We start from the raw sequence: 24,435 nt of genomic DNA, 5'->3' as shown, positions 1-24,435 counted from the left end.
ATCACATGGCGTTGCGGCGCATCCACCGACGGCGATGCATCCGGCGATTGCGGCGATACCAGCGGCCGCGACGTGCCTCACCGCGCTGGGTTGCGCCGCTGCGGGTCATGCCACCATTGCCAAGACCGGGCGAAATCGGCGAAGGCGCAGGGGGCTCTGCGTGCCCTGCATTTCCAGCAGTTCGCTGGCGTCAGCGCGCTGCGAGACAGCCAATCCGGCGATCGCTGCACCGGCAAAAAGCGTCGTGAAGAAGCTTCGTCTGTTGAACATGTGGGGTCTCCTCGTTTCAAGAGTCGGATACCGCCGCCGCCTTGAGTGACGATGACTATCCCGCCTCTTGAAAACGACGCCGGCAAATGATCGTTCCCTCGGGCCCCACATTTGGCGGCACGCCTGTCAGCCACGCATCTCAAAAGGCGCGGTCAGACTTCTGTGGCCACGCGCTGGCGCCATCGTCATTGCGACAGAGAGCGTGCTTGCAAGGCCACGGCCTGCTCGGTCATTCTGAGGTGAAGGCCGTATGATGAGGCCGAGATGGAGGACATTCGCATGATCACGCGCCGGACCACCCTTGCAGCCCTTGGGGCTGGCCTCGCCGCGCCCGCATTTCGCTCGGCTTCGGCCCAGGACGGCTTCCCCAATCGCCCCCTGACCATGATCGTGCCTTTTCCTCCAGGCGGCTCGACTGATGTTCTGGCAAGGGTGATCGCAGAGCGGTTGGGCGCGGCTCTCGGGCAGTCGGTCATCGTTGAGAACCGCCCGGGCGCAGCCGGCAATGTCGGTGTCAATGCGATCGCCCGGTCGCAGCCCGATGGCTATACATTCGGTGTTTCGACGATCGGGCCGCTTTCGGCCCATGTTGCGCTCTACCGCACGCTGCCATTCAATCCGCAGACTGACTTCACCTATCTCGCCGACATCTACGAGATTCCGAACGTCTTCGTTGTCAATCCGCAGAACCCGGCGAAGAACATCCAGGAGTTCATCGCGTGGGCCAAGCAGCGCGGCGCCGGCAAGGTGTCGTATGGCACCCCCGGCATCGGAACGACAGGCCATCTGGGTACGGAATATTTCGCCCGCCGCACCGGCCTTGAGCTGCTCCACGTGCCTTATCGGACTGGCGCCGTGGCGGTGCAGGATCTGATCGCCGGACGCATCGACTTCATGTTCGACAACTTGCCGACCATCCTCGGCCAGATCCAGGGCAATCAGATTCGTCCGATCGCCGTGTCGACCGCCAAGCGCTGGCCAGGCCTGTCTGATGTCGCGACAATGATGGAGAGCGGCATCCCCGATTTCGATGTCACCTCCTGGTCTGGGATGCTGGCGCCGAAGGGCATTCCGGAGGCAATTGCCAAGCGTCTGACGGCGGAGCTGATCAAGATTGGCGAGGATCCAGCATTCCGGGCCCGTTTCGAACAGATGGGGGCCGTCTCAACAATGAAGGGCCCCGATGTCCTGCGGGCCCGTGTCGAGCGTGAACTGCCAAGGTGGGCGGAGGTCGTGAAGGCTTCCGGCGCGCGCGTCGATTGAAGCCTTCCCGCACGCGCGGCTAGAGTTCGACCACTTCAAAGCCGCTGCCGGTGTGAACCGGCGGTGGCGCTTGACCTTTGACATAGCGCCGGCAGACGCAGTTGCGCGTCAGCGGACAGCGCTCCTGGTCAACCGGCTGCATGCGGATTGCACATGTCAGCGACGTCGTGCGCAATGCGCTGGCTTTCTGGATGACATCGGCGGCAATGCGCTCAGAGCGCGGGACGGGGCCGAAGAAGGTCCGCGTCCTCAGGAATGGCAGTGGCTCCTGCAGAAGGATTTCCGAGCGCCGCCGCATGATCGCCAGGCTGAACGGCTTGGCGACAATGTCGTTGACGCCAGCGGCGAGGGCCGCCTTCAGCATGGCCTGCGTGGTGTCGCCGCTTAGCATGATGATCGACACAAAGCGCAGTTCGCTGGCCGAACTTCTCAGGAGCTTGGTCGATTCCAGAGCGTCCAGCCCATGAAGCTTGCGGTTCATCACAATGAGGTCGGGGCGAAGACGCTCCGCCGCTTCGATGACATCAAAGCCAGTGCGGGATTCGTGGAATCGCCCAAGGCCGGACAGCGCCGACCGGATCAGCCGCCGCTGAAAGGCGAGCGGATGCGCGACCATGATCAATCGTTGCCGTGATGAGGTCGCCACCGCTGGTACGCCTGCCACTTACCTAGCGGCACCATCGCACCGCAGGGTTAACAAACGGTTGGGGCGTGGCGATCAGATACGGACCAGCAGGCCTACAGCAAACAGCCGTCGGCAGAATGCCAGTGCGGCCTCACCGCCGCCAAGCGCCGTTGGCGAGACGCCTTGCGACAGCTTTTCCAGCCAGCCCAGTTCGACCATGGTCAAAGGCACAGGCGCACCGGACCAACGCAGTTCCGCGCCATCCCCGACCGGAACGACGTAATGATGGACGGCGTCCGCCAGAACGAGCCGGTCATCCGCACCCAGCGCCGGCGCTACCAGCGTCCTGCCCGACATCGGCATGCGATCCTGAGCAAGCGCCTGCAGAAAATGCATGGCCGCGAGGTCGACGCCCGATTGGCTACCGATGATGGCGGCCCGCTCGGCCGCAGCCTTGACCAGCGCCGGACGGCTCGCCTCGTCACCCAGGCGCCACATCGGGAAAGCCTCGCGGAGCTTCGGCTCAGTCTGCTCGAGTTGGTCGATGGCCGCCTTCAGCGCATCGGCCCAGGTCTGGTCCAGAAAACCGACAGTGATGTGCAGGGACGGTTCGCCACCCGGCTGCACCGATGCATCGTGAAGCACGCCGCGCGGCACATAGAGAACATCCCCGGCCTCCAGCAGGAGGTCGTTCGCTTTCGACTGGTCGGGCTTGTAGATAGCGCCATCCCAGGGTGTCCGGCGCGTCGCGTGAGGCTGGGCCGTGTCGCTCCAGACGCGCCATTGCTTCTTGCCCGACACCTGCAGCACCAACACATCATGCGTGTCGAAATGGGTGCGAAATCCCTGGGCACCGGGCGGTGTCAGATAGATATTGGCCTGGACACCGTGCTGGAAGACCTTCTCCAGCCCACGGCAGAAGTCGGCCAGCGGCGGGTGCAGTTCATGGAACTGCGAGACGACAAGCGTCGCACCGGCATCGAAGAGTGGAAAGAGTTTGGAGGGGTCAACCTTTCCGTCGCCAAAGGTGAAATCTTCCTCCGGCACGGCGGCAGAGCCATTCCGCCCTGAATCCGCCATGGCCACCCGGGGCACCTGTGCAGAGCCCGTCGCCAGGAACGCGTCGAGATCGCGGATGGACAGCAGCTTGCCGAAGCGGGAACGGTCCTGCGCCTTGAAATGGCGCATCGAGCCCGCTTCGCGCAGCTTAAGGCCGTCCTCGGCCTTCAAGCCGGCGAACGCGAGCTCAAAGGCGGCGGTGGCCAAGGTCATGATATCAGGCCGCTCTACCAGCCGCGTCCACCACCGCGCGGATCGCGCGGATCATTGTCCGTCACGCGCACACGGCGGCGATAGGTCCGCACCCGGCCCCTGCCCTCGGCATCATAGGGATCGGCGTCAGTGCCACGCCGGCGTACGAATCGACCACGGCCACGACCCTCGCGATCGTAGGGATCGCTGTCGGTCACTCGCAGGCGCTGGGCCTCGGCCGGTGTCGACGTGGTCACGGCGGTCGCAGCGGTCAGTGCAGCCGCACCGAGCAGCGTCTTGAACATGAACAAGCGGCGGTCGAGCGGATTCGACGGGGCCTCGAGGTCGTCTGCCTTTTCGGCGTCGATCTTATTGGAATCGGTCACTGCAGCCTCCCTCGTCGATTTGCCCGACGCGCTCGCGTGACGGCTAGTTTCTAGCCGTTCTAATCGGGAAACATTTGCACAATTCCGCTGGCAGCCTCAAGCGGCAATTTACGTACCGACAGGTTCAGACGTTGCTGGCGGAACGACTGTGTTCGGGGGCTGGCATATGCACGCGTCCCGGCATGGCCGCGTTCCGGGAACGGACCGATCGATGATGGACGGTGTGAGGATGTTGGTGGGATGGAGGGGAGGAGATCGCTTTCAAGGGGTCGCAGATTGCGGTCCCCTCCCATCCTAGCCAGTGAGCCGGCGACGCAATACCAGATGCCGGTTCGAATTCAGTTGTGCACCCGGCATGCCACGCCAACCTCCGAGCCATATTCGCTAAATGTGGTGGGTTGCGGACCCCACGCCCACAACCTCTCGATCTCGGTTGATGCAATCAAGCCACTCTCTCGCGGATTGAGACTCGCATTCTGCAAGGGTCTCCCATAATGCGAGGGCAATGATTGCACGGCACAATCGCGTCTCTTCGTGCTGTTTTGATTGCGCCGGTGGCCCGCGTCCTATAAGTGCACCGCAACAAGGCATGCGGGCCCGCGATCTCGGGGGTCCGCTTTTTCGCTTTCCGCGACCGGACGCCCCTTCCCATGAAAATGCGCAACATCGCCATCATCGCCCACGTCGACCACGGCAAGACTACGCTGGTCGACAAGCTCCTGCAGCAATCGGGCTCGTTCCGAGAGAACCAGCGCGTCGCCGAACGCGTGATGGACTCCAACGATCTCGAAAAGGAGCGTGGCATCACGATCCTGGCCAAGGCGACCTCGGTCGTCTGGAAGGACACGCGGATCAACATCGTCGATACCCCTGGCCACGCCGATTTCGGCGGCGAGGTGGAGCGCATCCTCTCCATGGTGGACGGCGCGATCGTTCTGGTGGACGCAGCCGAAGGGCCGATGCCGCAGACCAAGTTCGTGGTCGGCAAGGCCCTGAAGATCGGCCTGAAGCCGATTGTCGCCATCAACAAGATCGATCGTCCCGACGCGCGCCATGTCGAGGTCATCAATGAGGTGTTCGATCTGTTCGCCGCACTCGACGCGACCGACGAGCAGCTCGACTTCCCGATCCTCTACGGGTCAGGCCGCGAGGGCTGGATGGCCGAGAAGCCCGAGGGCCCGATCGATCAGGGTCTTGGTCCGCTGTTCGATCTCGTCCTGAAGCACGTGCCGCAGACCAAGGTCGAAGAGGGTGGCTTCCGGATGCTCGGAACCCTGCTCGAGGCCAATCCGTTCCTCGGCCGCATGATCACCGGGCGCATCTCGTCGGGCACTGTGAAGCCCAACCAGCAGATCAAGGTTCTGTCGCGCGACGGCGCCGTGGTGGAGACCGGCCGCGTATCGAAGATTCTCGCCTTCCGCGGCATCGAGCGCCAGCCGATCGAAGAAGGCGTGGCCGGCGATATCGTCGCCATTGCCGGCCTGTCGAAGGGTTCGGTCGCCGACACGTTCTGTGATCTTTCGGTCGATACGCCGATCCAGGCCCAGCCGATCGATCCGCCGACCGTCATGATGAGCTTCATCGTCAACGACTCGCCGCTGGCCGGCACCGAGGGTGACAAGGTCACCAGCCGCATGATCCGCGACCGCCTGCTGAAGGAGGCCGAGGGCAATGTGACCCTGAAGATTGAGGAGAGCCCGGACAAGGACTCGTTCTTCGTCTCGGGCCGCGGCGAATTGCAGCTCGCGATCTTGATCGAGACGATGCGTCGCGAAGGCTTCGAACTGGCCGTGTCGCGTCCGCGTGTCGTCTACCAGAAGGGTGAGAACGGTGCGACGCTTGAGCCCATCGAGGAAGTGCTGATCGACGTCGACGAAGAGCATTCCGGCGTCGTCGTGCAGAAGATGAGCGAGCGCAAGGCCGAGATGGTCGAGATGCGCCCCTCCGGCGGCAACCGTCTGCGCCTCGTGTTTCATGCGCCGACCCGCGGCCTGATCGGCTATCAGGGCGAGTTGATGACGGACACGCGCGGCACCGCGATCATGAACCGCCTGTTCAAGGCCTACGAACCCTACAAGGGTGAGATTGCCGGCCGCGTGAATGGCGTCCTGATCTCCAATGATATCGGCGAAGCGGTCGCCTATGCCATGTGGAACCTGGAAGATCGCGGCCCGATGATCATCGATCCCGGCGTCAAGATCTATCGCGGCATGATCATCGGCATCCACAACCGGGACAATGACCTGGAAGTGAACGTGCTGAAGGGCAAGAAGCTCACCAACATCCGCACGACATCGAAGGACGAGGCTGTTCGCCTCACGCCGCCGATCCGGATGACGCTGGAGAAGTCGCTGGCCTGGATCCAGGACGACGAACTCGTCGAGGTGACGCCGAAGTCCATCCGTCTGCGCAAGACCCATCTCGATCCGAACGAGCGCAAGCGGGCCGAGAAGAGCCGCGAGGCCGTTGCGTGATTTGCCGCAGTAGACCTTGGGCGGATTGAACGGACGCGGTCGGGGCACTATGTCCTGACCACGTTCCCCGCTTCCAAGATCAGTCCGTTGAGGAACACTATGCGCATCATCATCGCCTCTGCCGCCGGTCTCCTGCTGTCTGCGTCCATTGCCTCCGCCCAGGATGCCCCCCCGCACCCGGGCCAGGCGGTGTTTGCGCAATGCCGCGCCTGCCACCAGGTCGGGCCAACGGCCCGCAACGGTGTCGGCCCCCAGTTGAATGGGCTTTTCGGGCGTACCGCCGGATCGGTCGCCGGGTACAATTACTCGCCGGCCTACAAGACACCGGAAGTCACCGCGAAAGTCTGGAGCGAAGAGAATTTCGCCGCCTACATCCGGGATCCGCGCACTGTGACGCCCGGCACGCGCATGGTCTTCGCTGGCCTGCGCAATGACGACCAGATCAAGAACCTGATCGGCTATCTCGCGCTGTTCAACCCGGACGGCAGCCCGCGCGCGGCGGCTGCGGCTACCCCGGCGGCTCCTGCGGCTGCCACGCCGCCTTCGGCTGACACAACGACACAGCCGAAGCCGTAACGACCCCTGTCATTCCTGCTGGAACGGCGGCCCATCAAGGCCGCCGTTTTACTGTCGGGGTGTCAGGACGTTCGTTCAGCCAGCACGGCTTGTCCTTCGCGTTCGGCTGCGGCCTTCTGCGCGACATACATCACAAGCAGGACAGCCAGCGCCGTTGCTACCCGGTACCAGACCGGCACCGCGTCAGCCAGGGCGAGTGCGATGCCGAAGGGAATGAGCGGCAAGCGGAGCGCCATGGGCAGCGGCGCGCGGAAGAACCCGAAAAAGCCCGCGGCCAGCAGCGTGAGGCCCGCCGCATTGGCGAGAAACTCGCCAATAATCTCCGACCAGCTGTCCTGCAGCAGCAGCGCTGATGAGTGGAGATAGGAAAACCCGACCACGAAACCGGCGATCGCCAGCCGGAACGCGACGACACCGGCAGCCATTGGCGAACATCGCGCGATCGAGGCCGCAGCATAGGATGCGACCGACACTGGCGGCGTGGCATCGGCAAGGATCGAGAAATAGAAGACGAACATATGGGCCGGGAGCTCCGGCACCCCGAGCTTCTGCAGGATCGGCGCGCCGATCGCCGCGCCGATGATGTAGGCCGCCGTGGTCGGAACGCCCATGCCGAGGATCAGCACCGTGATCGCGATCAGGATGCCGGCGAGATAGAGATTGGAGCCGGCAAGACCGGTGACGATGGTGGAGAACGAGATCACCATGCCGGTGACGGTCAGGCAGGCGACAAACATGCCGGCACCTGCACAGGCTAGGGCCACCACGACCATGTTGCGGCCACCCACTGCCAGCATGCGCAGCACATCGGCAGGATAGAGCCGGGTATGGTGCCGAAGCCACGACGCCGGGACCATGGTGACCACGCCCCAGAACGCCGAGAAGGCCGGCGAATAGCCGAATCCCATGGCGCCGACCATGACGAAAACCGGCAGAAGCAGATGCGCGTCCTTGACCACCTCGCTCCAGTCGGGAATTTCCGACGGATCGCAGCCGACCAGCCGCAGCCGCTTGGCCTCAAAATGGACGCTGATCAGGATCATGAAGAAGTAGAGCAGTGACCCTGCGATCGCCCCGATTGCGATGGTCTGGTAGGGGATATTCGTGATTTCGGCCATGATGAAGGCCCCTGCCCCCATCACCGGTGGCATGATCTGCCCGCCAACGGATGATGCCGCCTCGACGCCTGCAGCAAATTGCTTGCGGTAGCCGAGTTTGATCATCGCGGGGATGGTGAATGAGCCGGTGGCAAAGACATTGGCAACTGACGAGCCCGAAATCGTGCCGAACAGGGCTGACGACACCACCTCGACCTTGGCGGGACCGCCCGCCTGGCGCCCTGCGACCTTCATGCCGAGATTGTGGAACAGGCGGCCGACGCCCGATCCCTCGATGAAGGCGCCGAAGATGATGAACATGGCGACCATGGTCGCGGAGATGCCGGTGATCGACCCGAAAATGCCGAGCGAATTGAACAGATAGAGCGTCTCGACAATCTGGGTCGCGGGAATGTCGCGAAAGAACAGAATGCCCGGCATATACTCGGTCACGAAGAGATAGATGATGCCAAGTGCGACAAGGCCAGCCAGGATCGGCGTCACCGCACGGCGGAGTGCTTCAAGAACCAGCACAACGGCGATGGTGCCCAGCACCCACTCGATCGGGAAAACAGGATCAACCGTCTCGAAGCGCAGGTTGATGATCGACGCACAATAGGGACCACCATTGGCGCAGCCCAGGGAATAGAGGCAGGGCAGGATGGCGAGCGCGCAAAGTATGGCATCAATGACGCTCGGGCGGTCTTTCGGCGAGTGCTCGGTGGCGGGATAGAGCAGAAAGGCCAGCGGCAGGAGCAGAAGCAGATGGACCGAGCGCTGCTCGCGCGGCTCCATGAAGCCGAACCCGCCCGTCCAGAGGTGGAACAGCGACGCCGAGACGGCAAGGGCCGCAGCCAGCCAGAAGACAGGACCCTTCAGGTCGCGCATGGAAGATCCCGGGTTATCGCCAAAGGAAAAGCGGCCCGGGCGCCTCCGCCCGAGCCTTGAACACTACAGTCCGGAGCTTAGTTCGGCGCGAAACCGCGTTCGCGATAGTAGCGCAGCGCACCCGGATGGACCGGAACCGGCCGATCTCGCACCGCCGTCTCGCAGCGATAATCGGCGAGCGAACTGTGGATGCGCGGCAGTTCCGCGACGTTCTCGCAGATGGCCTTGGTGACGCGGTAGATGACGTCGTCCGGCACATCGGCGGAGGTGATCAGGGTGGTGGCCATCACCAGGGTCTTCACGGCGCCGCGGCTGCCCTGGAAGCGCGGATAGGTGGCGGCGGGAATGCTGCCGGATCCCATTCCATGGCGCTGCTTGAAGCCGTCCAGCACGTCCTGGGGAATGTCGAGCAACTCGCCGTCACGGCCGGTCGCCATGTCGACGACCGCCGAGCCGGGAAGGCCAAGCGCGAAGAAGGCATAGTCGATCTGGTTGTCGCGATAGGCCGAAGCCAGGTCGGCATAGGCGGCCAGGGTGAAGCGCCAGCCGCGGGCACGAAGGCTGTCATAGGTCTGGCCGTAATGGGCGAGCAGCCAGCGCAGCGCGATCTCGTCGGTCGCGCCGTTGGAGGCACCACCGAAGCGGATGTTGCGGCCTTCCTTGAACAGCGTGGCGATGTCCATGGTCTGGCCGGGCGCGCGGATGAAGTGGAATGGGGTGTCGCCGAAGGACTGCCCGATCATCCGCAGCTTGTCGGAGACAGGACGGCCCTGATACGTGCCGGTCGCGCCTGCGGCCATGGAAGCAAAGATATCGATCGACATGGCGAGCTGAGCCTGGCCCTGCTGTACCGCGATCGGATTGGCGGCGCCGCCGCCCGGAACGGCCTTCACCGTCAGGCCCGGCACCTTGTCCTCCAGCAGCTTGGCGGCTCCGGAGACGATCGTGTACCAGCCGCCGCCGATCGATCCGCCACGCCATTCGATGGTCTGCGCCGAGGCGCCGGTCGCCGCCAGAACAACCAGTCCGACGGCCGCTACGATCCGCTTCAACATGTCCGATCCGCCTTTGTAAGCGGGGCCATCTGCCCCATTGTGGCCACAGTCTAGCCAGCCATCCGCAGCTGGCAACCGGTTCCGGCGGGTTTCACCAGCGTTCCGCGCGAAATGGCTCCAACGGGACCGATGGCTTGGCACCGGTCGCCAGTTCCGCCACCAGCTTGCCGGTGATCGGCCCCGTGCCGAGGCCGATATGGCCGTGGCCGAAGGCAAAGATCACATGAGGATGGCGCGGCGCGCGCCCGATGATCGGCAGGCCGTCCGGTGTCGACGGCCGCGAACCACCCCATGGCTCCTGTTCCAGCGACGCCCCCAGCGCAACTGTTCCGCCCGCCTCGGCCTCGGCATGAACGAGCTGGACCGGGTTCAGGGGTACACCGTGGCGAGCGAGTTGTACGCCACTCAGCACGCGAAGCCCTGCCTGCATCGGAGAGACGACATAGGCGCCGCCGGTATCGTGGATCGGCCTGGACAGTTTGAACTCGCCTGCATCGGCGAAGTGCCGGTGGTAGCCACGCTCGGCGGCGAACGGGAAACGGTAGCCCAGGGTCCGCGCGAGATCGCCGCCAGCGGCTCCGGCTGCCAAAACAACTGTCCCGGCCTCGATCGTTCTGCCGCCTTCCAGGCGGACGGCAGCACCGTTGGCGGTCTCCGCGATCGAGGAGGCCCGAGCCTTGACGATATCGGCGCCGCGCAACCGCGCGGCCTCGCCATAGAGCTGGACAAGACCGCCTGGATCGGTGACCGACCCTGTCTCCGTGAACCAGAGGCCCTTGGCAAAGCGCCGTTTCAACGCCGGCTCGAACTGGGGCAGCTCGGCTCCGTCGATCAGTTCGGTTGCAACATTGTACTGCGCGAGAATTTCGCGTTCGAAGGCCGATGAGGCGAACGCTTCCTCTGTCCTGTAGAGCTTGATCCAGCCGCGCTTCTCGATCAGGTGGCGTGCGCCGATCTCGCCGGCGACCCGCCAGTGCTCGTCATAGGCACCGGCGCAGAAGGGATCGAGGGCTTTGGCAACCTCGCGCACGGATGCGACGTTGCACCGCCTCACGAACGCCATGAGCCATGGCATCACCGACAAGAGCGAGCCGTAGTCGACCCGCACAGCCGGATCCTGGTTCAGGGCATATCGCGGCAGCTTCGAGAGAAGGCCCGGCATCGCCATCGGAAACAGCGAGCCGCGCGAGATGACACCGGCATTGCCGTAGCTGGCCGCATCGCGAATTTCGCCTGGATCGATCAGCGCAACCGTCATCCCGCGCTCAAGACAGGCAAGCGCGCTCGCGCTGCCGACCATGCCGCCACCGACAATGGCGACGTCAACGCGTCCTGCGCCGCTCATCGCACGACCTTCGGGTGGCCGCCTTCGCCGAGATCCCAGTAGAGCCCTGCCATCAGACCAATCGCCTCGCGCAGAAGCTCGGAGGGAACGTGCTCGTTGGGGGCGTGTTGCGAGCAGCCGGGATAGGAATGCGGAACCCAAATGGTCGGCATGCCGATGATCTCGGCGAATACGTCATTCGGCAGCGAGCCGCCGGCATTCGGGATGACGGCCGTCTTCTTGCCGGTCGTCTGCTGGATGGAGGCTGCCGCCCATTGCACCCAGGGATGGTCGGGATCTGTGCGGGTTGCCTTGAAGGCGGAGTCGCGGCCGCTCGTCACCTCGACATCGGGGAAGCCTTGGCGCACGAGATGGCGCTTGATCGCCGGGATGAAGCCATCGGGATCCGAGCCGACGACGGTGCGGATCTGGCAGACGGCCTTGGCCGAGCCTGGCACGGCATTCTGCGGGTTGACGATGTCGCCCGATCCCAGCGCCAGCACCTCGAACGTGTTCCAGCCATAGACCTTCTCGGCCTCGGTGAAGCCGGGCTCGCCCCACCAGGGCTCGATCTGCGGATCGCCCTGGCCGCTCTGGGGCTCAATGTCGGCCAGCGCCCGCTTGACCGAGTCCGGCAGTTCCTTCGGCAGCAGTTCATGGACACGCACCTGGCCTGTCGGGCCGATGATGGTCGAGATCGCGTGGGAGAGCCGCGCCGCCGGATTCGACAGGAGGCCGCCCCAGTTGCCGGAATGGTTGCCGCCGTCGCGCGCCTTGATCTCGAGATCGATGCGGTAGGCGCCGCGCGAGCCAAGGCACATGGTCGGCCGCTCCGCGGTCAGGCGCGGGCCATCGGAACCGATCAGGATGTCCGCCAGGAACAGGTCGCGATGCTCGCGGGCGAGATCATGAAGACCGATGGAGCCGACCTCCTCGCCCATTTCGATGAGATAGCGCACGTTGAAGCCGAGGCGGCCGCGCGTTTCGAGCACGCAGCGCAGCGCCTCGATGTTGATCGTGTGCTGGCCCTTGTTGTCGACGACGCCGCGGCCATACCAGCGCGAGCCCGTGTCATCGAGCACCCAGGGATCGCGGCCATCGCGCCACTGGCCTTCCATTCCGCGCACGACATCGCCATGGCCGTAGCCAAGGACAGTGACGAGGGCCGGGTCCTCGATGCGCTCCGCGAGCAGGAACGGCGCGCGGGCATTGGGATGGGTCAGGAGCGTGCAAGTGAAGCCCAGCACCTCAAGGCTCGGCTTCATCTCGTCGGTCAGATAGCGCGCCAGATCGGCTGCGCGGTCCGGGTTCTGGCTCTCGGTCGGGATGGCGATGCGCCGGGCGAAGATCGCCTTCAGGCGGCCGTCGTCGAAGGTCTTGTGGGCAGCGGAAATGGCGGCGGCGCGTGTCATGTCAGGCTCGGTCTCGATGTCGGATGAGCGGACCTTAGCTCAGGCAGCGAGCGCCTTCGCCATGTCCGGATCGTGAAGGTGGCATGCAACATAGCCCGCCTCATCCTCGATCGGCCGCGGCACCACGGTGCGGCAAGCGTCGAAGGCGCTGGGGCAACGCGGATGGAACGGGCAGCCAGGCGGCGGATTGAGCGGGTCCGGGAAGGCAAGACCAAGTCCGGTCTCGGGGATACCGCCACCGGGCTCGGGGGTCAGCACGGAGGCAAGGAGTGCCTTGGTGTAGGGGTGCCTGGGCGCATGGAACAGCCGCGCCGTCTCTGTGCGCTCCACCACCCGTCCGAGATACATCACGGCAACCCGCGTCGCGATGTGCTCGACGACTGCCAGATTGTGCGAGATGAACACATAGGTCAGGCCGAAATCGCGGCGGAGATCGAGCAGCAGGTTCAGGATCTGCGATTGCACCGAGACGTCGAGCGCCGATGTCGGTTCGTCGCAGACAACCAGTTCCGGCTCCATGACGAGGGCGCGGGCAATGGCCACACGCTGGCGCTGGCCGCCGGAGAGCTGATTCGGATAGCGATCCGCGAAGCGCTTGGGCAGGCCGACCTTGTCGAGTACGGCGAGCGCGCGGTTGCGTTGTTCCTCGCCCGAGCCGAGACCGTGAACCGCCAGCGGAAAGGCGACGATCTGGGCGATGGTCTTGCGCGGGTTGAGCGAAGAATAGGGATCCTGGAACACCGGCTGGATGCGCCGCGCGACTGCCTTGCGATCCAGCGAGCGCATGTCCTGGCCGTCGAGCGCGATCGTTCCGGAGGTTGCCGGCAGGAGCCCCAGGATCATCTTGGCAAGTGTCGACTTCCCGCAGCCGGATTCACCGACGATGCCGAGTACCTCGCCCTTCTCGACGGTGAGGTTGATGCCATTGACCGCGTGCAGCGTCTTCTTGCGGGCAAACAGGCCCTGGCTCACCTCGAACGAGCGCGTGACATCGGAAATGGTCAGGAGCGCGCTCATGCGGCCTCCTTGATGCAGGTCCAGGCGTGGCCGCCAAGGCGGTGGGTGGGGACCACGCCAGCACAGGCCGCTTCCGCAAGCGAGCAACGGGTGCGGAAGACGCAGCCCGAGATGTCGCCGACGAGGGACGGCACCACGCCGGGAATGGAGCCGAGGCGATCGCCCGGCAGGGTCCGGCCCGGCACCGGGATGCAGTCCATCAGGCCGCGGGTGTAGGGGTGCTTGGGTGACCCGAAGACCTCGGCTGAGGTGCCGGTCTCGACGATCTCGCCCGCATACATGACCGCGACACGGTGGGCCATGCGCGCGACCACGCCGAGGTCGTGGGTAATGAGCAGCAGCGCGACCCCGAACTCCTTCTGCAGGTCCATCAGGAGCCGCAGGATCTGCGCCTGTATGGTCACGTCGAGGGCGGTCGTCGGCTCGTCGGCGACAATCAGGTCCGGGCCGCACATCAGCGCCATGGCGATCATCACGCGCTGGCGAAGACCGCCCGAGAGCTGGTGGGGATATTGCCCCAGGCGCTGACCGGCATTGGCGATGCCGACCTTGTCGAGCAGGAAGATGGCGCGCTCGCGCGCCTCCTCGGCGCTCGAGCGCTTGTGCAGGCGGTAGTGCTCGGTGAGCTGCTCGCCGATCGTGTAGGCGGGGTTCAGCGCCGTCATCGGCTCCTGGAAGATCATCGCCATCCGGTCGCCGCGCAGCGCATTCCAGCGCGCAGGACCTGCCGCGACCAGATCCTCGCCCGCGAGTGACAGGCGGCTTGCCGAGCGGATCGCGCGCGGCGGCAGAAGGTCCATCACCGAGAAGGCGGTCATCGACTTGCCGCAGCCGGATTCGCCGACCAGGCAGAGCGTCTCGCCCCGCTCGATGGAAAACGAGATGCCCCGCACCGCATGGAGCGTGCCGGCAGCCACCGGCAGGTCGACCCTGAGATCGGCAACGTCGAGGACGGCGGTCATGAGCGCCCCTCCGGCGCGGTCACGTCGCGCAGGCCGTCACCCATCATGTTGATGGCGAGAACCAGCAGAGCCAGCGCGGTGCCGGGAATGGCGATCAGCCAGAACGAGAAGAACATGAAGTTCTTGGCCTCCGAGATCATCAGGCCCCACGAGGGCAAGGGCGGCTGCACGCCAAGGCCGAGGAACGAAAGCGCTGCTTCCAGCAGGATGGCGCTCGCCGCCTCCACGGTTGCCACGACGATGAGCTGCGGGGCCACATTGGGCAGGATTTCGCCGAAGATGATGCGCGGCGTCGAGGCGCCGGCGGCCTCCGCGGCGGCGACATAGTCGAGCGAGCGAACCTGCTGGGTCGCCGAGCGCATGACGACGGCGAAGCGGTCCCATTTGAGGAAACCGAGAACAGCGATGACGATCAGCAGCGTGCCGCCGACCATCGCGACCACGGCGAGCGCCACCAGCACGACTGGCAGCGCCAGCCGCGTCGTGACGATGAAGGTGACGGCCATGTCGACCCGGCCGCCGAAATAGCCGGCCATCAGGCCGAGCGCCGTGCCGATGACGCCCGAGATCGTCATGACGGCGATGCCGATCAAGAGCGAGATCTGCGCGCCGTAGAGCGTGCGGGAGAGATAGTCGCGGCCGAGATTGTCGGTACCGAACGGATGGGCCCAGGAGCCCTTCTCGTACCAGACCGGTGGCACGAGGCGGTTCATCAGGTCCTGGTCATAGGGGTCGTAGGGGGCGAGGAAGGGCGCGGTCAGACCCATCAGCACGATGATCAGGAACAGGGTTGTTCCGAACATCAGGCCCTTGTGCCCGCGCACGCGACGCCACAGGCGAATTGCGGCCGAGGGCTCGGCGACATCGAAGGTATTGGGGTTGGGGATATCGGTCATGTCAGGCCACCCGGATCCTGGGATCAAGCCAGGCATTGATCAGGTCGGCGGCGAGCGTCAGGCCGACATAGCCGACCGACAGCAGCATCAGAACCGCCTGGATCACCGGGAAATCCTTCTGCGCGATCGACTGGTAGGCGAGATAGCCGAGACCATCGAGGGCGAAGACCGTCTCGATCACCACCGAACCGCCCAGCAGAAAGCCGAGCTGGACGGCGGTGAGCGCCACCACCGGCACCAGAGCGTTGCGCAGCGCGTGCTTCACCACCACGGTCCGCGGCGGCAGGCCCTTGGCCCGGGCGGTGCGGACATAGTCGGAGGCGAGGACATCGATCATGCCGGCGCGCACCAGCCGCATGAAGGGCGGCGTGACGTAATAGCCCAGCGCCACAGTCGGCATGATGAAGTTCTCCCAGCCATCGGTGCCGGAGACCGGCAGCCAGCGCAGACCGATGGAGAACACCATGACGAGGCAAAGTGCGAAGAAGAAGTTGGGCAGGGCCTGCCCGACGACGGCGATGGCCAGGCACAGCCTGTCGATCCAGGAGTTCTGCCAGATCGCCGCCATGACGCCGAGCGGCACGGAGACGATCAGCGCGAAGGCGATCGAGGCAAGGCCAAGGATTAGGGTCGTCGCGATCTTCTCACGGATGAGCTCGATCACCGGCGACTTGAAGTAGAGCGACTGACCGAGATCGCCGGTCAGCGTCCGCCCCAGCCATTCGAGATATTGCATGATCAGCGGGCGATCGAGCCCATATTGCTGGCGGATCGCGGCAATGTCCTCGGCGCGCGCGCCCTCGCCGGCAATCGCGATCGCCACGTCTCCGGAGAGACGCAGCAACACGAAGGCCAGCGCGGATACGGCGAAGGCGACCAGCGCCGCGAGCCCGAGGCGCTTGAGGGTGTAGATCAGCATCAGTTCATGCGCCTTCTAGAACTCCGACCACGGCGCGGGCGCCGCAGCCGGGAGCTTCGCTCATTTCCAGCGCATTTCCCAGAACCGCGGAAGTTCGTCGGGATAGGCCGCGAAGTCGAGGTCCTTCGCCGCCACATAGAAGGTGACGAGGTTGTAGAGCGGTACCGAATAAGCCTGCTCCGCGATGATCGCATGGGCGGCACGATAGGCGGTCAGACGGGCCTGCGGATCGGTGACCGTATCACCACGCTTGAGGAGCTCCACCACCTTGGGATCGCGGGTCAGATCGTCGTCGAGACCGCCATAATAGACCGGGGTCGCAGCGGAGACGTCGTTGACCGAGAATGAGCCCCAGGTCTGGTGCGCCAATGGCACGCGGAAGGCGCGGCTCTGCTCGCGCATGGCGGCATATTGGCCGAAGCGCAGCGTCGCGCGGATGCCGACAGCGCGCAGGTAGTTGATCATCGCTTCCGACTGGTTGCGCTCGCGATAGGCGTGGATCTCCGTATCGAAACCGTTCGGGAACCCGGCCTCGGCCAGCAGCTGGCGCGCCTTGGCGGGATCGTAGTCGTAGGTCATCACGCCAGTGGAATCGCAGCCAAATTGGCTCGGATAGCAGATCGCGTTGATCACCTCGGAGCCGGGACCGACGAGCTGGCTTGCCATGGTCTTGCGGTCGATCGCATGGGCGATGGCGCGGCGGACGCGCAGGTCACGCAGAGGGGCCGCGGGAGAATTGTCCATGGTCGCCATCTGCAGGAAGACGATGCGCATGGTGGCGCCCGACACGACCTGCAGCGTCGGCACGGCGCGCATCTGAGCGGCCTGGTCGGGGGCGACGTTCATCACGAACTCGAGGCCGCCGGACAGCATCTCGGCGATCTGGGTCTGGCGGTCGGGAATGAAGCGAATGACGACGCGCTCGATGGTCGGCTTGGGCTTCGGGCTCTCGCCGAAGTAGTCGGGATTGCGCTGCAGTGTGATGGAACGGCCGATCTGATGCTCCGCCACGCGGTAGGGACCGGTGCCGACGGGCTTCTCGTTCATGCCCTTGGGGCCGACCTGCTCGTAGTACTGGTTCGGATGGATCACCAGCGGCCCGGCCAGATACTCGATGGCCGCTGGGAACGGCCGGCGGGTGACGATGCGCACCTTGAACTGGTCGACCTTCTCCACCCGCTCGATCCAGTTGACGTTGGACTGGGTGGTGGAGCGGTTGGCCGGATTGGCCACATAGTTCAGCGTGAAGACGACGTCGTCGGCATCGAACTCTTCGCCGTTGTGGAACTTCACGCCGCGCCGCAGGTCGAGCTCGAGCGTCTTGTCGTCGACCCAGCGCCAGGCGGTGGCGAGCTGCCCCTTGTACTCGTTGGTCTTGGGATCGCGGTAGATCAGCGTATCCCAGACGTGGTGGGCGATGATGACGCCGATGCGGACATTGTTGAAATAGGGGTCGACGTTCTCGGGCACCTGGTCGTAGGCGAAGCGGATCGTGTTGGCGCGGCGCTGCGCCTCCGCAGGCGCCGTCATGCCGAAGGCAAGCGTTGCGCCCAGTACCAAACCGACAACCCAGCGCATCATGCTCTCCGTCCAATGCTCGTTAGGGATTTCACTAATCGTGAGACGTCGGCAGGTGATGAGTCAAGGCGAAGTGCTCAAACATCGCGCATGGCTATGAAGCGGGCGGCCTCTTTCAGCCGGTCAGCCCTTGGGCCAAAGGCAGCAAGCTTGGTCTCCGCCTCGCCGACAAGGCGGGCCAGTTCCTCGCGCGCCCAGGCTGCCCCGTTGAGCGAGACAAGCGTGCCCTTGCCGCGCGCGGCATCCTTGCCAGTCGCCTTGCCGGCGCTGGCCGCGTCACCCTCATGGTCGATCAGATCGTCGGCGATCTGGAAGGCGAGCCCGATGATCGCGCCATAGGCGTCAAGCGCCGCCCGTTCGGCAGCGGAGGCCCGGCCGAGAATGGCGCCTGCCACGCAACCGAAGCGGATGAGCGCGCCAGTCTTCATGGCCTGCAGCCGGCGGATCGCCGCATCGTCCAGCAGTTGGGGCCGGCCGTCCCCAAAGCGGCCTTCCGCCGCTAGGTCCAGCATCTGGCCACCGGCCATGCCGCCCAGGCCCGAAGCCCGTGCCAGCGCCTGGACAAGCTGGATCCTCACCGCGGCATCGGCATCCACCCGTTCATCCGCCATCACGTCGAAGGCCAGGGTCAGAAGCGCATCACCGGCGAGGATGGCGCTCGCGTCGTCAAAGGCCTTGTGAACAGTCGGCCTGCCGCGCCTGAGATCGTCGTCATCCATGGCCGGCAGGTCGTCATGGACCAGCGAGTAGCAATGGACCAGTTCGAGGGCGGCTCCGGCGCGGATCGAACTTTGATCCGGAACGCCGAACAGACGCGCTGTCTCGACCACCAGGAACGGCCGCAGCCGCTTGCCGCCGGCCAGCACGGCATGGCGCATGGCGCCGATCAGCCGCTCGGGCCGAGCCGTTTCGCCGGGCAGTGGCGCGTCATCGAGAATGTTCTGGAGGGCCGCCTCGACAAGGCCTGCGACCTCGGCAAGGGCGGCCGCGAAAGGCGTATCGACCATGGCCGAGGCGTGGCGCAGGACGCGCCAGCCGTCAAGAGGCAGGGGACGAGAAGTGGAGCCGCTTCGTCGTTGGACAAGCGATCCCGGGAACCTACCTAAGTAGGTGGGCGCCGTGTGCCCAAGTCCACGGACAAGGGCAGGGACAGCTCCCTAGAGATCGATAAGGCCCCGAGGAAATTTGTGCCCTGACGAACGTCGCAGCTCCGTCATCAAGATAGGCCTTGCGGGCCCGAACCGGAAGAGCCAATCGGCACAAAGGCCGCATGGCGTCACTCCAGACATCCGGTCTGACCGGTTGACCCCGCGCCCGCACCCGGCCCAATAAGGACCGAGACCCCCGAAGCGAAACGCCGAAGTCCGCCATGCCTCTGCCAAAGCCCGTCGACCATCTTGCCCCGCCGCTGCCGCAGGACCTCGTCAAGCGCTTCTCGGCGATCGTCGGCGAGCGCTATGCGATCACCGATCCGGACGACCAGCAGCCCTATCTGAAGGATTGGCGTGACCTCTATGTCACGCGGACCTCGCTGGTGCTCCGCCCCGGATCCACCGAAGAGGTCGCGGCCATCGTCAAGCTTGCCGCCGAGACCGATACCAAGATCGTGCCCCAGGGCGGCGGCACGGGCCTGGTCGGCGGCCACCTGCCCCATGAGGACGGCGCCGAGATCATCCTATCACTCAACCGCATGACCCGTATCCGGGCGATCGACCCGGCCGGCAACATCATGACGGTCGATGCCGGCGTCACGCTGCAACAGGCGCAGGACGCTGCTGCCGAGGTCAACCGGCTCTATCCGCTCAACATCGGCTCCAAGGGCTCCTGCACGGTCGGCGGCAACCTCTCCACCAATGCCGGCGGGACCCAGGCCGTCGCCTATGGCCTGGCCCGCGACCTCGTGCTCGGCCTGGAAGTCGTGCTGGCCGATGGCCGGATCTGGAACGGGCTCCGGACCCTCAAGAAGGACAATACGGGCTACGACCTGAAGCACCTGTTCATCGGTGCCGAGGGCACCCTCGGCATCATCACAGGCGCCGTGCTGAAGCTTTCGCCCGCACCCCGCTCGATCGAGGCGGCCTGGGTCGGCGTACCGTCGCCGGAAGCATCGCTCGCGTTGCTGACGCGGGCCCAGGAGAAGGCGGGGCCGGCCGTGAGTGGCTTCGAGATGATGCCGCGCAACCTGTTCGAGTTCGTGCTGAAGCACATGCCCGGCGTGCGCGATCCGCTGGCTCAACCCTCGCCCTGGTACTGCCTGATGGAACTGTCATCGGCCGCCGCGGGCGGCTTGCGCGAGACGATCGAGGAGATCCTCTCCAGCGGCTTCGAGGATGGGCTGATCGAGGACGCGGCGATTGCCGACAGCATCGACCAGCGCAATGCGTTCTGGCGCATCCGCGAGGGCATGAGCGAGGTGCAGAAGCAGGAGGGCGGCTCGATCAAGCACGACGTGTCCGTGCCCGTCGCCTCGGTGCCGGCCTTCATCGCCGAAACCAATGCCGCCTGCGAGGCGCTGATGCCCGGCTGCCGCGTGGTGCCGTTCGGCCATCTCGGCGACGGCAACATCCACTACAATCTCAGCCAGCCGCTCGACATGGACAAGGCGACCTTCCTTGGGCGGTGGGACGAGGTTCAGGCGCTGGTCCACGGCATTGTCGGCAAGTATCACGGCTCGATCTCGGCCGAGCATGGCATCGGCCGGATGAAGCGCGAGCTGCTGCCCGGCGTGAAGGACCCGGTCGAACTCGACCTGATGCGGACGTTGAAGGCCGTGCTCGACCCCAAGGGCATCCTCAATCCCGGCAAGGTGCTCTGAGCCGGGCGCTGTCCGTCAGAACAGGCTCCCCTGCCCGCTATCGCCGACCTTCCGGCTCTTCGGGGCCGGTGGCGGTTCGGCCGTCTCCCGATAGGGCTCCTGAACCTCAGGTCCGTCATTGGCGGCCTTGTTGACCGCCTTCGAGATGCGACTGAGGACGATGCTGTCAGCCGACGGCGCTGTCAGCATGGCCTCGGCCCGCTCGGTCTTGGTCTCGGGATCGAGCCATTCGCTCCACAGAGCGCGGTTCAGAATCACCGGGCTGCGCGGATGGATGGTCGCGAGCGGCGCCTGCGATGCCGTGGTGATCAGGGCGACGGTATCGACGGCCGACCCCTCCGGCCCCTCCCAGGTCTCCCACAGCGCGGGGAAGGCGAAGGGCGCGCCATCGGTGCTGCGGATCATCCAGGGCGTGGAGACCCGCCCCTCGCGCTGCCATTCGTAGAAGGCATCGGCGGGCATCAGCGCCCGGCGACGCAGGAACGCGGCGCGAAACGACGGCTTCTCGCGGGCGGTCTCGGCACGGATGTTGAAGATCAGCGGGTAGTCTTTCGGCTCCTTGACCCAACTGGGCATGAAGCCCCAGCGCATCAAGGTGAAATGACGAATCCCGTGATCGCAGATGATCACCGGTACAGGCTGGGTCGGGGCGATGTTGTAGCGCGGCGGGAAGTTCGGAAGATCCACATATCCGAAGGATGCCCGCAGGGCTTCCGGAGCTGTCGTGATGGCATAACGGCTGCACATACCGCATTCCCTTACCGTCAGATGCGAATTGCCCTGGCGACCCTGTGGTTCCTTAAGGCTTCTTTCACCGTAGCCATGGCTGATTGCCGGGTAAGCACGAAGGACCAGAATGGTTTCGATGTCTGCCCCGGTGATCGACGAAGCCCCCCCGCAGCTCACGCCAGAGCGTCTGCGGGCAGCCAACATCCATCCGGAAACCCGGCTGGCTACCGATTACCTCAACCATTTCAACGAAGCCATCATGCTTCTCGAGCTGATTCCGTCCATGCCGGATTGCATCGACGACGTGATCGGCTGGACGCCCCTGTCCTATGAGGACCATTTCGCCCGCTCCAACTATCGCGACAAGGAACTGGCTATCGCTGCCTTCCAGCAGGCGCCGATCGTGGTCCGGCGCAAGTTCCTGGCGGCGGTCGCCGAGATGGACACGATCATGGTCGATGTGATCGCTGGCCTGATTGCAGCAGGCCCGACGCCGCGCGCCGGGGTCATTGCCCGCGAGGCGGCAGCCCAGCTGAAACCGCTCGCCGCCCACACGGTCGGGCTGATGAACGCCGTCGTCGACGAGGATGACGACCTGATGGCGCCGCCCTCCGCACAGGACGCCATCGACGCCCTGATGGATCGCTAGAGCCCGCTTCCCTTAAGCGCGCCCGGAGGCTGCCGGATGTCCGACCGCGCCTATCCGAACCGTCCGATCCTCGCGGTCTCCACCGCCGTGATCCGCGAGGGCCGCGTGCTGCTTGCCGCCCGCGCCAATGCGCCGGGCGCAGGCCTCTACTCGCTGCCCGGCGGCGTGGTCGAGATCGGCGAGACGCTGGCGGAAGCGGCCGCGCGCGAACTGATGGAAGAGGTCGAGGTCACGGCAGCCCCTGTGGGTCTCTGCGGCGCCCGCGACATCATCGTCCGGGACGCCGAGGGCCTGGTCTCCCGTCACTTCGTCGTCGTCACCTTCGCCGCCCGCTGGATCGCCGGCGAAGGCGTCCTGTCGCCCGAGGCCTCCGACATCCGGTGGGTGAGTGCCAGCGAGGCGCGAGACCTGCCGACCACCGAGGGGCTGCACGATGCGCTCGCTGCCGCCTTCGCGCTGGCCGATCCGCGATGACCGGGCGCAGCCCGCTGTTGCGGCCGGGCGGGCGCTGGCGCATATGGGGAGGCATGCTGCGCCTCGCTTCCGCCCTGACGCTTGCCGCCCTGCTGGGACTGACGCTCGCCACCGCGCCGGCCCTCGCTCAGTCGCGCGCCGCAGCACCCACTCCACCACCTCCGGTTGTACCGGACGCACTCCTCCAGGCCCCCTACGAGCCACAATTAATTCGATTGTCGGAGATCATGGGCGCGCTGCACTATCTGCGCACCCTGTGTCCCTCGCCGGAGACCGGTGCCTGGCGCCGCGAAATGCAGGCGCTGATCGATGCCGAAGCCACCACCGCCGAGCGCCGCGACCGCCTGACCCAGAGTTTCAACCGCGGCTATGGCGGTTTCGAGGCGACCTATCGCACCTGCACCGCAGCCGCCCGCGTCGCCACCCGGCGCTATGCCGACGAGGGCCTGCGGATCGTCAGCGACATCACCAGCCGCTTCGTCAACTGACCTCGCGATCGTTCCGGCATTTTCACCGCAATTGCCGGGTGGCGTTAACCTTCCGGTCAGAATTGGCTCGTGGCGCCGGACACCCATGCTAGGGTCTTGTCGTGGGGTAAGGCCAGTTCTGCGGCCCGATTTCGGACGTGATGATGCATTTTCTGCCTGTGACCGACGCAAGATCGATCGAAGCCGAGGACCAGCGCCAGGCGGCGATGGGCTATGTCTCGGAGGCCTTTGCGGAAGCGCGTCTCGACGGGCTCGACGTCGACTGCATCGCCCAAGCCGCGATCTTCGCCTCGTTCGTGGAGATGGTCGCGACCTATGGCGAGGAAGCCAGCGCGGTGTTCGCCGAGCGGCTGGCCGAGCGCGTCCGCAATGGTGAGTTCACGGTGGAACGCTCGTCACACTGAGCTGCCACCGTCTTGATGCCATGGGGTAGACCGGCATGAGCCCGCGCATCGCAGCCATCGTCGGAGCGGTGATTTCCACCCTGGCGCTGGGCGTCGCGGTGGCGCAGATCATGCCGTCCGACCGTGCGCGCCTGCCCTCCTCCGCCCAGCCGCAGGCACCCGCCGGCGGCCCGCTGCGCCCCGCCATCCGCGATGTGACACCCGGCCCGAACGGCGCACCTGCGTCACCCCCTGCCGCCCCTCCAGCGAGCCCTGCGGCCCAAGTCCCGCGTCAAGCCGCGCCTGCGGCTGCCGCACAGCCGGCTCGCCCGGCGACACGCACCGTTTCGGTCGACCTCTTGCCCGACAACGAGGACCTCCGCGAGCGGGTCGGCGCGACCCGCGAGAAGCTGATCCTGGCGGCGAAGTCCGGCAATATCGAGCGGCTCGGCGTGGTGTTCCAGATGAACGAGACGACGCCGGTGTTCACGCGCGGCCAGGAACGCGACCCGATCGCCTTCTGGAAGCAGGCCTCCGGCGACGGACAGGGCCACGAGATCCTGGCTATCCTCTTGAACATCCTCGATCTTCCGGCCGCCCATATCAACAAGGGCACGCCGCAGGAAATGTATGTCTGGCCCTATCTCGCCCATGTGCCGCTAGCGACGCTGACGCCGCAGCAATCGGTGGATCTCTACCGGCTGATGACCGCGCAGGACGTGCGCGACATGCGCACGCTCAATTCCTGGGTGTTCTGGAGACTTGGGATCGGCCCGGACGGAACGCTCCACTTCTTCCTGGCGGGCGAATAAGGCGACCACGCCCATCGCCCGAACCCGGCCGCAGCCCGGATTTTCGCGGCAGCGCTTAAGCAATCCGCAATGCTCAACCCGTTATGATTGCT

The 24,435-nt window shown here is 65.4% G+C and carries 24 protein-coding genes and 1 other RNA gene; 9 read left to right on the top strand and 16 right to left on the bottom strand.

Translation table 11 applies throughout. The features are described 5' to 3' along the window. Window positions 1-105: 105 nt before the first annotated feature. The gene (locus E8L99_RS23785; RefSeq protein ID WP_168201649.1) at window positions 106-270 is read right to left on the bottom strand and encodes a hypothetical protein; all 165 of its coding nucleotides are present in this window, start codon (window positions 268-270) and stop codon (window positions 106-108) included. 279 nt (window positions 271-549) lie between these two features. On the opposite strand from E8L99_RS23785, the gene E8L99_RS11250 reads away from it, so the two are divergent. Next, window positions 550-1,533 carry a Bug family tripartite tricarboxylate transporter substrate binding protein gene (locus E8L99_RS11250; RefSeq protein WP_168201648.1) on the top strand — a complete coding sequence of 328 codons (984 nt, stop codon included), beginning with the start codon at window positions 550-552 and terminating at the stop codon, window positions 1,531-1,533. A 19-nt stretch (window positions 1,534-1,552) separates the two neighbouring features. Here E8L99_RS11250 and E8L99_RS11245 read toward each other — a convergent pair whose 3' ends face one another. From E8L99_RS11245 to E8L99_RS11235, 3 genes are all read right to left on the bottom strand, one after another. Then, window positions 1,553-2,149 (bottom strand): response regulator, encoded by a 597-nt coding sequence (locus E8L99_RS11245; protein ID WP_137099619.1) that lies wholly within the window; start codon window positions 2,147-2,149, stop codon window positions 1,553-1,555. Window positions 2,150-2,251: 102 nt separating this feature from the next. After that, entirely contained in the window at window positions 2,252-3,424 is a 1,173-nt protein-coding gene (locus E8L99_RS11240) for a cupin domain-containing protein (RefSeq protein ID WP_168201647.1), read from the bottom strand. 20 nt (window positions 3,425-3,444) lie between these two features. Next, entirely contained in the window at window positions 3,445-3,795 is a 351-nt protein-coding gene (locus tag E8L99_RS11235; protein WP_137099617.1) for a hypothetical protein, read from the bottom strand. Between the two features lie 650 nt (window positions 3,796-4,445). On the opposite strand from E8L99_RS11235, the gene typA reads away from it, so the two are divergent. Together typA and E8L99_RS11225 are read left to right on the top strand one after the other, a co-directional pair. Continuing rightward, on the top strand, window positions 4,446-6,269 hold the full coding sequence (gene typA, locus E8L99_RS11230) for a translational GTPase TypA (RefSeq protein WP_137099616.1): 1,824 nt from the start codon (window positions 4,446-4,448) through the stop codon (window positions 6,267-6,269). Between the two features lie 99 nt (window positions 6,270-6,368). Next, window positions 6,369-6,845: a c-type cytochrome gene (locus tag E8L99_RS11225; protein WP_137099615.1), complete on the top strand. Its 477-nt coding sequence runs from the start codon at window positions 6,369-6,371 to the stop codon at window positions 6,843-6,845. 62 nt (window positions 6,846-6,907) lie between these two features. Here the strand turns inward: E8L99_RS11225 and E8L99_RS11220 are convergent, their stop codons facing one another. From E8L99_RS11220 to ssrS, 11 genes are all read right to left on the bottom strand, one after another. Then, window positions 6,908-8,830 (bottom strand): TRAP transporter permease, encoded by a 1,923-nt coding sequence (locus E8L99_RS11220; protein ID WP_137099614.1) that lies wholly within the window; start codon window positions 8,828-8,830, stop codon window positions 6,908-6,910. A 77-nt stretch (window positions 8,831-8,907) separates the two neighbouring features. Beyond that, window positions 8,908-9,885, bottom strand: coding sequence for a TAXI family TRAP transporter solute-binding subunit (locus tag E8L99_RS11215; protein ID WP_137099613.1), 978 nt, complete (start codon window positions 9,883-9,885; stop codon window positions 8,908-8,910). A gap of 91 nt (window positions 9,886-9,976) precedes the next feature. Beyond that, entirely contained in the window at window positions 9,977-11,230 is a 1,254-nt protein-coding gene (locus tag E8L99_RS11210; protein ID WP_137099612.1) for an NAD(P)/FAD-dependent oxidoreductase, read from the bottom strand. Further along, window positions 11,227-12,621 carry a M20 family metallopeptidase gene (locus E8L99_RS11205; RefSeq protein WP_137099611.1) on the bottom strand — a complete coding sequence of 465 codons (1,395 nt, stop codon included), beginning with the start codon at window positions 12,619-12,621 and terminating at the stop codon, window positions 11,227-11,229. Before E8L99_RS11205 ends, E8L99_RS11210 begins: the two co-directional genes overlap by 4 nt. A 39-nt stretch (window positions 12,622-12,660) precedes the next feature. Next, the gene (locus tag E8L99_RS11200) at window positions 12,661-13,638 is read right to left on the bottom strand and encodes an ABC transporter ATP-binding protein (protein ID WP_137099610.1); all 978 of its coding nucleotides are present in this window, start codon (window positions 13,636-13,638) and stop codon (window positions 12,661-12,663) included. Beyond that, entirely contained in the window at window positions 13,635-14,600 is a 966-nt protein-coding gene (locus E8L99_RS11195) for an ABC transporter ATP-binding protein (protein ID WP_137099609.1), read from the bottom strand. The genes E8L99_RS11200 and E8L99_RS11195 overlap by 4 nt, the downstream gene beginning before the upstream one ends. Beyond that, the gene (locus tag E8L99_RS11190; protein ID WP_252511340.1) at window positions 14,597-15,496 is read right to left on the bottom strand and encodes an ABC transporter permease; all 900 of its coding nucleotides are present in this window, start codon (window positions 15,494-15,496) and stop codon (window positions 14,597-14,599) included. The genes E8L99_RS11195 and E8L99_RS11190 overlap by 4 nt, the downstream gene beginning before the upstream one ends. A gap of 1 nt (window position 15,497) precedes the next feature. Then, the gene (locus tag E8L99_RS11185; RefSeq protein ID WP_137099607.1) at window positions 15,498-16,415 is read right to left on the bottom strand and encodes an ABC transporter permease; all 918 of its coding nucleotides are present in this window, start codon (window positions 16,413-16,415) and stop codon (window positions 15,498-15,500) included. 60 nt (window positions 16,416-16,475) lie between these two features. Beyond that, the gene (locus E8L99_RS11180; RefSeq protein ID WP_252511339.1) at window positions 16,476-17,996 is read right to left on the bottom strand and encodes an ABC transporter substrate-binding protein; all 1,521 of its coding nucleotides are present in this window, start codon (window positions 17,994-17,996) and stop codon (window positions 16,476-16,478) included. A 74-nt stretch (window positions 17,997-18,070) separates the two neighbouring features. Continuing rightward, on the bottom strand, window positions 18,071-19,000 hold the full coding sequence (locus E8L99_RS11175; protein ID WP_137099606.1) for a polyprenyl synthetase family protein: 930 nt from the start codon (window positions 18,998-19,000) through the stop codon (window positions 18,071-18,073). Between the two features lie 51 nt (window positions 19,001-19,051). Next, window positions 19,052-19,207, bottom strand: a non-coding RNA gene (gene ssrS / locus E8L99_RS11170) — 6S RNA. Between the two features lie 155 nt (window positions 19,208-19,362). Here ssrS and E8L99_RS11165 point away from each other — a divergent pair. After that, entirely contained in the window at window positions 19,363-20,808 is a 1,446-nt protein-coding gene (locus E8L99_RS11165) for an FAD-binding oxidoreductase (RefSeq protein ID WP_137099605.1), read from the top strand. Window positions 20,809-20,823: 15 nt separating this feature from the next. Here the strand turns inward: E8L99_RS11165 and E8L99_RS11160 are convergent, their stop codons facing one another. Beyond that, window positions 20,824-21,555 (bottom strand): SOS response-associated peptidase, encoded by a 732-nt coding sequence (locus tag E8L99_RS11160; RefSeq protein WP_137099604.1) that lies wholly within the window; start codon window positions 21,553-21,555, stop codon window positions 20,824-20,826. A 118-nt stretch (window positions 21,556-21,673) separates the two neighbouring features. On the opposite strand from E8L99_RS11160, the gene E8L99_RS11155 reads away from it, so the two are divergent. The 5 genes from E8L99_RS11155 (at window position 21,674) to E8L99_RS11135 (ending at window position 24,343) form a co-directional block, all read left to right on the top strand. Continuing rightward, window positions 21,674-22,186, top strand: a complete 513-nt coding sequence (locus E8L99_RS11155; RefSeq protein ID WP_137099603.1) for a hypothetical protein — start codon at window positions 21,674-21,676, stop codon at window positions 22,184-22,186. A gap of 36 nt (window positions 22,187-22,222) precedes the next feature. Beyond that, window positions 22,223-22,660 (top strand): NUDIX hydrolase, encoded by a 438-nt coding sequence (locus tag E8L99_RS11150; RefSeq protein WP_137099602.1) that lies wholly within the window; start codon window positions 22,223-22,225, stop codon window positions 22,658-22,660. Window positions 22,661-22,713: 53 nt separating this feature from the next. Further along, window positions 22,714-23,148, top strand: coding sequence for a TIGR02301 family protein (locus tag E8L99_RS11145; protein WP_137099601.1), 435 nt, complete (start codon window positions 22,714-22,716; stop codon window positions 23,146-23,148). 143 nt (window positions 23,149-23,291) lie between these two features. Beyond that, entirely contained in the window at window positions 23,292-23,552 is a 261-nt protein-coding gene (locus E8L99_RS11140; RefSeq protein WP_137099600.1) for a hypothetical protein, read from the top strand. A 35-nt stretch (window positions 23,553-23,587) separates the two neighbouring features. After that, window positions 23,588-24,343, top strand: a complete 756-nt coding sequence (locus tag E8L99_RS11135; protein WP_137099599.1) for a hypothetical protein — start codon at window positions 23,588-23,590, stop codon at window positions 24,341-24,343. Window positions 24,344-24,435: the final 92 nt, after the last annotated feature.

It is taken from the genome of Phreatobacter aquaticus (genome assembly GCF_005160265.1).
GTDB lineage: Bacteria > Pseudomonadota > Alphaproteobacteria > Rhizobiales > Phreatobacteraceae > Phreatobacter > Phreatobacter aquaticus.
This window is presented reverse-complemented; position numbering and strand designations above follow the sequence as displayed.

What these genes read in the sequence shown, in the direction of transcription:
- typA (WP_137099616.1), top strand. Translation starts at nt 4,446, where the DNA reads ATGAAAATGCGCAACATCGCCATCATCGCCCACGTCGACCACGGCAAG.
- E8L99_RS11220 (WP_137099614.1), bottom strand. Translation starts at nt 8,830, where the DNA reads ATGCGCGACCTGAAGGGTCCTGTCTTCTGGCTGGCTGCGGCCCTTGCC.
- E8L99_RS11195 (WP_137099609.1), bottom strand. Translation starts at nt 14,600, where the DNA reads ATGACCGCCGTCCTCGACGTTGCCGATCTCAGGGTCGACCTGCCGGTG.
- E8L99_RS11155 (WP_137099603.1), top strand. Translation starts at nt 21,674, where the DNA reads ATGTCTGCCCCGGTGATCGACGAAGCCCCCCCGCAGCTCACGCCAGAG.
- E8L99_RS11180 (WP_252511339.1), bottom strand. Translation starts at nt 17,996, where the DNA reads ATGATGCGCTGGGTTGTCGGTTTGGTACTGGGCGCAACGCTTGCCTTC.
- E8L99_RS11190 (WP_252511340.1), bottom strand. Translation starts at nt 15,496, where the DNA reads ATGACCGATATCCCCAACCCCAATACCTTCGATGTCGCCGAGCCCTCG.
- E8L99_RS11145 (WP_137099601.1), top strand. Translation starts at nt 22,714, where the DNA reads ATGCTGCGCCTCGCTTCCGCCCTGACGCTTGCCGCCCTGCTGGGACTG.
- E8L99_RS11245 (WP_137099619.1), bottom strand. Translation starts at nt 2,149, where the DNA reads ATGGTCGCGCATCCGCTCGCCTTTCAGCGGCGGCTGATCCGGTCGGCG.
- E8L99_RS11200 (WP_137099610.1), bottom strand. Translation starts at nt 13,638, where the DNA reads ATGAGCGCGCTCCTGACCATTTCCGATGTCACGCGCTCGTTCGAGGTG.
- E8L99_RS11135 (WP_137099599.1), top strand. Translation starts at nt 23,588, where the DNA reads ATGAGCCCGCGCATCGCAGCCATCGTCGGAGCGGTGATTTCCACCCTG.
- E8L99_RS11175 (WP_137099606.1), bottom strand. Translation starts at nt 19,000, where the DNA reads ATGGTCGATACGCCTTTCGCGGCCGCCCTTGCCGAGGTCGCAGGCCTT.
- E8L99_RS11215 (WP_137099613.1), bottom strand. Translation starts at nt 9,885, where the DNA reads ATGTTGAAGCGGATCGTAGCGGCCGTCGGACTGGTTGTTCTGGCGGCG.
- E8L99_RS11140 (WP_137099600.1), top strand. Translation starts at nt 23,292, where the DNA reads ATGCATTTTCTGCCTGTGACCGACGCAAGATCGATCGAAGCCGAGGAC.
- E8L99_RS11150 (WP_137099602.1), top strand. Translation starts at nt 22,223, where the DNA reads ATGTCCGACCGCGCCTATCCGAACCGTCCGATCCTCGCGGTCTCCACC.
- E8L99_RS11225 (WP_137099615.1), top strand. Translation starts at nt 6,369, where the DNA reads ATGCGCATCATCATCGCCTCTGCCGCCGGTCTCCTGCTGTCTGCGTCC.
- E8L99_RS11210 (WP_137099612.1), bottom strand. Translation starts at nt 11,230, where the DNA reads ATGAGCGGCGCAGGACGCGTTGACGTCGCCATTGTCGGTGGCGGCATG.
- E8L99_RS11165 (WP_137099605.1), top strand. Translation starts at nt 19,363, where the DNA reads ATGCCTCTGCCAAAGCCCGTCGACCATCTTGCCCCGCCGCTGCCGCAG.
- E8L99_RS11160 (WP_137099604.1), bottom strand. Translation starts at nt 21,555, where the DNA reads ATGTGCAGCCGTTATGCCATCACGACAGCTCCGGAAGCCCTGCGGGCA.
- E8L99_RS11250 (WP_168201648.1), top strand. Translation starts at nt 550, where the DNA reads ATGATCACGCGCCGGACCACCCTTGCAGCCCTTGGGGCTGGCCTCGCC.
- E8L99_RS11185 (WP_137099607.1), bottom strand. Translation starts at nt 16,415, where the DNA reads ATGCTGATCTACACCCTCAAGCGCCTCGGGCTCGCGGCGCTGGTCGCC.
- E8L99_RS11205 (WP_137099611.1), bottom strand. Translation starts at nt 12,621, where the DNA reads ATGACACGCGCCGCCGCCATTTCCGCTGCCCACAAGACCTTCGACGAC.
- E8L99_RS23785 (WP_168201649.1), bottom strand. Translation starts at nt 270, where the DNA reads ATGTTCAACAGACGAAGCTTCTTCACGACGCTTTTTGCCGGTGCAGCG.